General features: G+C 46.0%; 8 protein-coding genes. All 8 read left to right on the top strand.

All coding sequences use genetic code 11. From position 1 onward, the window contains the following. Positions 1-51 precede the first annotated feature (51 nt). The 8 genes from R7041_RS21885 (at position 52) to ccmB (ending at position 7910) form a co-directional block, all read left to right on the top strand. Positions 52-2292 carry a chemotaxis protein CheA gene (locus R7041_RS21885; protein ID WP_005380503.1) on the top strand — a complete coding sequence of 747 codons (2241 nt, stop codon included), beginning with the start codon at positions 52-54 and terminating at the stop codon, positions 2290-2292. Between the two features lie 29 nt (positions 2293-2321). Continuing rightward, positions 2322-3434 carry a protein-glutamate methylesterase/protein-glutamine glutaminase gene (locus R7041_RS21880; protein ID WP_005380504.1) on the top strand — a complete coding sequence of 371 codons (1113 nt, stop codon included), beginning with the start codon at positions 2322-2324 and terminating at the stop codon, positions 3432-3434. Between the two features lie 8 nt (positions 3435-3442). Next, positions 3443-4222, top strand: coding sequence for a ParA family protein (locus R7041_RS21875; RefSeq protein ID WP_005380505.1), 780 nt, complete (start codon positions 3443-3445; stop codon positions 4220-4222). After that, entirely contained in the window at positions 4212-5294 is a 1083-nt protein-coding gene (locus tag R7041_RS21870; protein ID WP_021707710.1) for a chemotaxis protein CheW, read from the top strand. Before R7041_RS21875 ends, R7041_RS21870 begins: the two co-directional genes overlap by 11 nt. Positions 5295-5329: 35 nt before the next feature. Further along, positions 5330-5824 (top strand): chemotaxis protein CheW, encoded by a 495-nt coding sequence (locus R7041_RS21865; RefSeq protein WP_005380507.1) that lies wholly within the window; start codon positions 5330-5332, stop codon positions 5822-5824. 13 nt (positions 5825-5837) lie between these two features. Further along, positions 5838-6332: a DUF2802 domain-containing protein gene (locus tag R7041_RS21860; RefSeq protein WP_031777229.1), complete on the top strand. Its 495-nt coding sequence runs from the start codon at positions 5838-5840 to the stop codon at positions 6330-6332. Between the two features lie 290 nt (positions 6333-6622). After that, a complete protein-coding gene (ccmA, locus tag R7041_RS21855) occupies positions 6623-7240 on the top strand; it encodes a cytochrome c biogenesis heme-transporting ATPase CcmA (protein WP_258512634.1) in 618 nt (205 codons plus the stop codon). A 1-nt stretch (position 7241) separates the two neighbouring features. Next, complete coding sequence (gene ccmB, locus R7041_RS21850; RefSeq protein WP_005380512.1) at positions 7242-7910, top strand: heme exporter protein CcmB; 669 nt, start codon at positions 7242-7244, stop codon at positions 7908-7910. Positions 7911-8059 lie beyond the last annotated feature (149 nt).

Genomic DNA, 8059 nt, shown 5'->3' with positions numbered 1-8059 from the left:
CAGGACGAAGTCGATGACTTGTTGTCCAGTCTTGGATTTTAAAGGTAACGTATGAGCTACGATTTAGACGAAGATATTCTTCAGGACTTTCTCATTGAGGCTGGGGAAATTCTCGAGCTGCTTTCTGAGCAGTTGGTTGAATTAGAAAATAACCCAGAAGACAAAGACTTACTTAATGCTATTTTCCGCGGGTTTCATACCGTAAAAGGCGGTGCCGGCTTCCTTTCATTGGCAGAGCTAGTCGATACTTGTCATGGTGCGGAGAACGTGTTCGACGTTTTACGAAACGGTCAACGCACGGTAACGCAAAACTTAATGGATACGATGCTAAAAGCCTTGGATACGGTTAATACCCAGTTCCAGGCTGTTCAAGATCGTGAGCCGTTAGAAGCTGCGGACCCTGAGCTTCTTGAAGAACTTCATCGTCTATGCAAACCTGAGTCAGAAGATGAAGTAGCGGCAACCGTAGTTGAAGAACCAGTGGCTACTCCAGAGCCTATTATTCCCGAGCCTATCATCGAAGAACCTGCTGCGCCGTCAGCACCATCAAGTGTCGGCTCTGTTGATGAAATTACCCAAGACGAATTCGAAAAGCTACTGGATGAGCTTCATGGTAAAGGTTCAGCGCCAGGCACCTCAATGTCTGCGACACCTACAACGCCATCTGAACCGCCTCAATCGAGTGCACCATCAGTTGAAAGTGGTGATATCACTGATGATGAGTTTGAACGTTTACTCGATGAACTGCACGGTGTAGGAAAAAGCCCTTCTACGGCAGAGGCTGCTGCATCTGCATCCGTACCAGTAGAGCCACCTAAAGCGGCAGAGCCTTCCGCTCCAGTGTCATCTTCATCAAATCAAGACAGTGACTTAATGACGGACGAAGAGTTCGAAAAGTTACTCGATGAGCTACATGGTTCAGGTAAAGGTCCAACGCTAGAAGAATTGGATATGGCAACGAAGCCAGCGTCAGCAAACGTAGAGCAAAGCCCTGCGAAACCTGAGCCTGTTGCTAAGCCAGCACCCGTTCAAGCAGCGCCAGCACCAAAGCCAGAATCTAAACCAGTCGCGGTAAAAGAAGAAGCTAAAGCACCAGCGGTTAAAAAACCTCAGGCTGAAGCAACCGTTCGTGTTGATACCTCGACACTTGATACCATCATGAACATGGTGGGTGAGCTCGTATTGGTTCGAAACCGCCTATTAAGCCTTGGTTTGAATAGCGACAACGAAGAGATGTCCAAAGCGGTCGCTAACCTTGACGTGGTAACTGCGGATCTACAAGGCGCGGTAATGAAAACGCGTATGCAGCCAATTAAGAAAGTGTTTGGCCGCTTCCCACGCGTTGTTCGTGACTTGGCTCGTAACCTAAATAAAGACATCGTGCTAGAAATGCGCGGTGAAGAAACCGACCTCGATAAAAACCTTGTAGAAGCATTGGCCGATCCGTTGATTCACTTGGTGCGTAACTCAGTTGATCACGGTATTGAAATGCCAGACGCACGCGCGAAGGCAGGCAAATCACGCACAGGTAAAGTGATTTTGTCAGCATCGCAAGAAGGGGACCATATTGAACTATCCATCGTAGATGATGGTGGCGGTATGGACCCGAACAAACTTCGTGGCATCGCGGTGAAGCGTGGCATGATGGATGAAGATGCGGCGGCGCGTTTAACAGACAAAGAGTGCTTCAACCTTATCTTCGCACCTGGTTTCTCAAGTAAAGATAAAATTTCTGACATCTCTGGTCGTGGTGTGGGTATGGACGTGGTTAAGACGGCGATCAATACCTTAAACGGTTCAATCGATATCGATTCTGAGCTAGGCAAGGGCACTAAGATTACGATCAAAGTACCACTAACGTTAGCGATTTTACCGACTCTGATGGTTGGTGTTGGCGGTCATCCGTTTGCTCTACCACTGGCTTCGGTGAGTGAAATTTTCCACTTAGATCTTAGCCGTACAAACGTGGTAGATGGTCAGCTGACGATCATTGTGCGAGAGAAATCTATCCCACTATTTTACTTACAAAACTGGTTAGCATCTAAATCGCAAAACGTCCAAGAGCGTACAGGTCACGGTCACGTGGTGATTGTACAGATTGGTAACCAACGCGTTGGTTTTGTTGTGGATACGCTTATTGGTCAAGAAGAAGTGGTTATTAAGCCTCTCGATAATCTATTACAGGGCACTCCAGGTATGGCTGGTGCGACAATTACTAGCGATGGCCATATTGCATTAATTCTAGATGTGCCTGATTTACTTAAGCGATATGCTGCGGCTTCACGCCTTTAAGCAAAGCTGACGTTATTAAAAGGAATAAGATGGCGATTAAAGTACTAGTCGTTGATGATTCGAGTTTTTTCCGACGTCGCGTGAGCGAAATCATCAACTCAGAATCGCGCCTAGAAGTGATTGACGTTGCGGTAAATGGTAGAGAGGCGGTTGAGAAAGCCAAATCCCTCAAACCTGACGTCATCACGATGGATATTGAAATGCCAGTTATGGATGGCATTACAGCTGTACGTGAAATAATGGCCGCTGCTCCAACGCCAATTCTAATGTTTTCGTCCCTGACCCACGACGGGGCGAAAGCTACGCTTGATGCGCTAGATGCAGGCGCATTGGACTTCTTACCGAAAAAGTTTGAGGACATTGCGCGTAACCGTGAAGAAGCTGTGTCATTACTTCAACAGCGTGTGATTCAGATTGCCTCGAAGCGCGCTTTCATGCGTCGACCTATCGCTCGCCCAACAGCGAGTACCAGCACGACTACTCGATCATTAGGTTCAAGAACGGCTTCACCTGTGACTCCAACACCAACTCGACCTGCTGCGACAAAGTACCGTGCTTCTGGTAAGAAGTATCAACTGACGGCAATTGGCACATCAACAGGTGGCCCCGTTGCTCTACAAAAAATTCTGACGCGCTTGCCGATGAACTATCCGCATCCGATTGTATTGATTCAACACATGCCAGCAACGTTTACTGCTGCGTTTGCCAGTCGTTTGAACACCTTGTGTAAGATTCAAGTGAAAGAAGCACAAGATGGCGATGTGTTACAGCCCGGTGTGGCATACCTTGCACCAGGTGGGAAACAAATGATGGTAGATGGACGAGCGGGCGCTGCTCGTCTTCGCATTATTGATGGCGGCGACCGCATGAACTACAAACCATGTGTGGATGTGACTTTTGGTTCTGCCGCAAAAGTATATGGCGACAAAGTGCTCTCTTTAGTGTTGACAGGCATGGGTGCAGACGGTCGTGAGGGCGCTCGCATGTTGAAGTCTTCAGGCTCAACTATTTGGGCACAAGATGAAGAAAGTTGTGTTGTTTATGGCATGCCCCAAGCGGTTGCTAAAGCAGGTATTTCTTCAGAAGATTTACCGCTTGACCGCATTGCTGAACGCATGTTGGTGGAAGTTGGCCTAGCTTAGGATTCATCATGATTGTTTGGAGTGTAGCTAACCAGAAAGGAGGCGTGGGTAAAACCACCTCAACAGTGACATTGGCGGGCTTATTGAGCCAAAAAGGCCATCGAGTATTGATGGTTGATACTGATCCTCACGCCTCACTGACTACTTATCTCGGTTATGATCCTGATGCAGTAACTTCGAGCCTATTTGATTTATTCCAGTTGAAGACGTTTTCTCGTGAGACGGTTAAGCCGTTGATTTTAGAAACAGAGCTGGAAGGAATGGATATCATTCCCGCGCATATGTCCCTTGCCACGCTTGATCGCGTAATGGGTAATCGCAGTGGTATGGGATTAATCTTAAAACGGGCGCTGCAAACTGTCTCACAAGACTATGACTATGTGTTGATTGATTGTCCGCCAATCCTTGGCGTGATGATGGTGAACGCGTTGGCAGCCAGTGACCGAATTTTGATTCCTGTTCAAACAGAGTTTTTGGCGATGAAAGGTCTAGAGCGCATGATGCGTACGCTAACCATTATGCAAAAATCTCGCCCGGGCGGTTTCAAAGTGACTATCGTCCCAACCATGTACGATAAGCGCACGAAAGCGTCATTGCAGACATTGATGCAACTGAAAAAAGATTACCCAAATCAAGTGTGGACCTCAGCGGTGCCTATTGATACCAAGTTCCGCGATGCCAGTTTAAAGCACTTGCCAGCGTCGCATTTTGCATCTGGTAGTCGTGGTGTGTTTGCCTATAAACAGCTACTGATTTATCTGGAGAGGTTGGCGTTCGATGAGCAGTAATGATGTGCTGTCCAGTGAACAAGCACTTGATGACTACTTTAATGCATTACTGGATGATGAAACTGAAATAACGACTCTTGAGGAAGACCTTGACCTATTGGCTCAAGAGGTATCATCTGCAGAGCCAGAGCCAGAGCCAGAGCCAGAGCCAGAGCCAGAGCCAGAGCCAGAGCCAGAGCCAGAGCCAGAGCCAGAGCCAGAGCCAGAATTGCAGCTACAATACTCGGAGCCAGAAACGTACCAGTTTCAAGAAACATATCCGCCAGAGTTGGAAGCTCCAAACCTGGAAGATGTTCAAAGGCTATTAAGTCAGCTTGAAGCAAGCAACCCAGTGGCTGAGTTGGATATTGATAGTATTCTTGAACAAAATACGATTGATATTGCAGCAGAGATAAAAGCGGCTGAGCCTGAGGTACAAACCTTTAGTGAGGTGCCTGAGCTTCAGGGTGTTGAGGAAATACAGGACTGGGTGATTGATGAGCCAGTTTTTGAGGAAGCTCAACCAGAGGTGGATGAACCTCACGCAGTGATCGAACAAAGTATCAATATAGAATCGAACGTCGATACTGAACTCGAAACACAAGCAGATTCCGATATACCAACGGTCTGGGAAAGCACGAAGCGAAGTGAGGACTTCCAAGTTCTTTACTTTGATGTGAATGGTGTCACGTTTGCTGTACCTCTTGATGAGTTAGGTGGTATTCATCGCATTAGCGAGCTTAACCATTTGATAGGAAAACCCGCCTGGTATTTGGGGCTACAAACAAATCGCGAGCAACAGTTTGATGTCGTCGATACCGCGAAATGGGTGATGGCAGATAAGCTTCGTGATGATAGCTATAAAGATAACTACCAATATGTCGTCATGCTTGGTGAGAGCATGTGGGGGTTGGCCAGTAATCAATTAATGGGGACTGAAACGCTTAATATCGACAAGGTTCGCTGGCGTGAGCAGGCGGGTAAACGCCCTTGGCTAGCGGGCATGGTAAAAGAAAAAATGTGTGCCTTAATTCATGTCCAGGCGCTCATTGACATGCTAAACGCCGGTTTAGATGTCAAATCACTGAATTAGATTTAAGTCGGGAACGACATTAACGAGGATTAACTATGTCTCAAGCTTTTGAAGTAGAAGTGAAGAAAGATGCATCGAATGACGAAGTTCTTCAGTGGGTGACGTTCCAGCTAGAAGAAGAAACGTACGGCATCAACGTAATGCAAGTTCGTGAAGTACTTCGTTATACTGAAATTGCCCCTGTTCCAGGTGCACCAGATTATGTACTTGGTATCATCAACCTACGCGGTAATGTAGTTACTGTTATCGATACACGTTCACGTTTTGGCCTGATGGAAGGCGAAGTCACCGACAACACTCGTATTATTGTGATCGAGTCAGAGCGTCAAGTGATTGGTATCTTAGTAGATAGCGTGGCAGAAGTCGTTTATCTGCGTTCTTCTGAAATTGATACGACGCCTTCTGTTGGTACCGACGAGAGTGCGAAGTTCATCCAGGGTGTGAGCAACCGTGACGGCAAGCTTCTTATCCTTGTGGATTTGAACAAGCTGCTAACAGATGACGAGTGGGACGAGATGGCTCACCTTTAATGGCTGAATGATGATGGCTGAAGAGACTCTTTTATCTGCTCCATTCCTTGCGGGTGGCGTCGCTTTTATTGTGTTAGTTTTGGTTGTTTTGCAACTGCGGATTCGCTCTGGGTTACAAAAGCAGTTAGACCAACAACGAGCTCAATCTCGACACGCAGATAAAGAAGTGCAAAAGTTGAGTAAGCAGTTACTCGAAGTGCGCTCGGTTGTCGTTGGTCTTGGACAAAAAGTGACCGAGCAACAAGACATTATTCAGCACTTAAACGAGAGAATTCGCGAACTCGAACACGCTGATACTGATGGTCGCTTGTACAGTCGCGCTTCTAAAATGGTACAGCTTGGCGCTGATATCAACGAGCTGATTGAAGAGTGCGAACTACCAAAAGCCGAAGCTGAGTTGATGCTTTCACTGCAGAAGAAACTGGCGGGGAAAGAGAAGATTCCACCATTAAGTGGTCAGCCATCAGATGATGCAGAATATCCAACGCGTGGACGTCGTCGACGCTAAAGGTTATCAAGCGATAAAAAAGAGGCGTTATTACGCCTCTTTTTTTGTTTTTAGCCGCTAATGCTCTTCTTCAATACAACCCTAGATAACCTTCAGTCGTTCTTGCTCTTAGCTCTGGCCTCTCAAATTCAAAATGAGCGCTTATAACTACTTATAGTTAATTTTATTAAAGTGTGATGATTAATTAACAAAAATACATGAACTTACATGTAACCTAGCCCTCTTATCCTGTTTTGTCATAACTAAGCTGTGCTAATATAGCGGCTCGTTCATTTTTTAGTTGAAGCTCTATGTTAGAAGTGTCTAACCTGACAGCAATCCGTGATGAAAGGGTTCTGTTTGAAAACCTGCAGTTTGAAATTAAGCCTGGTGAATTGGTCCAGATCGAAGGGCGTAATGGTACTGGTAAAACTACATTGCTACGGATTGTGACAGGGTTAGGTGATAGAGAAGAAGGTGTCGTTAAATGGAAAGGCGAAGAGGTTGAAAAATCTCGTGATGTTTTCCATCAAGATCTGCTTTTCTTAGGACATCAAACAGGAGTGAAACGAGAGCTTACCGCATTAGAAAACTTACGTTTTTATCAATCTATTCAAAATAATCGCTCTTCAGACGAAGAAATCTTTATCGCTTTGACTCAAGTAGGATTAGCTGGTCGAGAAGATGTGCCTGTAGCACAACTTTCCGCAGGTCAGCAACGACGAGTCGCATTGGCAAGGTTATGGCTCAGTAAGCAAATTTTATGGATTTTAGATGAGCCGTTGACTGCCATTGATAAGCAAGGCGTCAAGGTGCTTGAATCTTTGTTCGCAAGTCATGCTGATAATGGCGGTATTGTTGTGTTGACGACGCATCAAGATATGTTTGCGGACAGCCCGAAACTTAGAAAAATAAAGCTGGGTGACTGATATGATTTCCTCGATGACCACCATCATTCGTCGTGAGCTCCTAATCGCATTTCGCCGTCAGGCAGACATTCTAAACCCGCTGTGGTTCTTTATTATTGTCATTACTCTCTTTCCTCTGAGTATTGGACCAGAACCTAATTTGTTAGCACGTATTGCAGCGGGCATCGTTTGGGTTGCCGCATTGCTGTCCGCCTTATTATCATTAGAGCGTCTATTTCGTGATGATTTTCAAGACGGTGCACTAGAACAAATGATGCTAATGCCGATTCCATTGCAACTTGTAGTGGTTTCAAAGGTCATAGCACATTGGTTGTTAACAGGGTTACCTCTGATTTTAATTAGCCCATTATTGGCGGTTTTACTTTCGCTCGACTTCAATACTTGGCTATCGGTTGTATTAACCTTGATGATCGGTACACCAACACTAAGTTTTATTGGCGCCATTGGTGTGGCGTTGACTGTTGGGTTGCAAAAGGGTGGCGTTCTTTTGAGTTTGCTTATTCTTCCGCTCTACATCCCAATTTTGATTTTCGCAACATCGGCAATTGATGCTGCCGCACTCGGTATGGCGTATAACGGTCAACTAGCGATTTTAGGTGCGATGCTAATGGGGGCGATGACATTAACGCCTTTTGCCATCAGTGCCGCATTACGAGTTAGTGTCAACTAACTCAATAAAGTGCCAATGAAGCGGCGCTTGATCAAAGAATTATTATTAAAGCACTGCTACGGTCTCAACCCTTTAGACAGTGTCCCTGAAGTAAGAGTGAGAACAAAACATGTGGAAATGGCTACATCCTTATGCCAAGCCAGAAGCAG

Source organism: Vibrio sp. 1751, assembly GCF_033339895.1.
Lineage (GTDB): Bacteria > Pseudomonadota > Gammaproteobacteria > Enterobacterales > Vibrionaceae > Vibrio > Vibrio alginolyticus.
The sequence above is the reverse complement of the archived record's forward strand: the minus strand, read 5'-3'. Positions and strand labels throughout refer to the sequence as shown.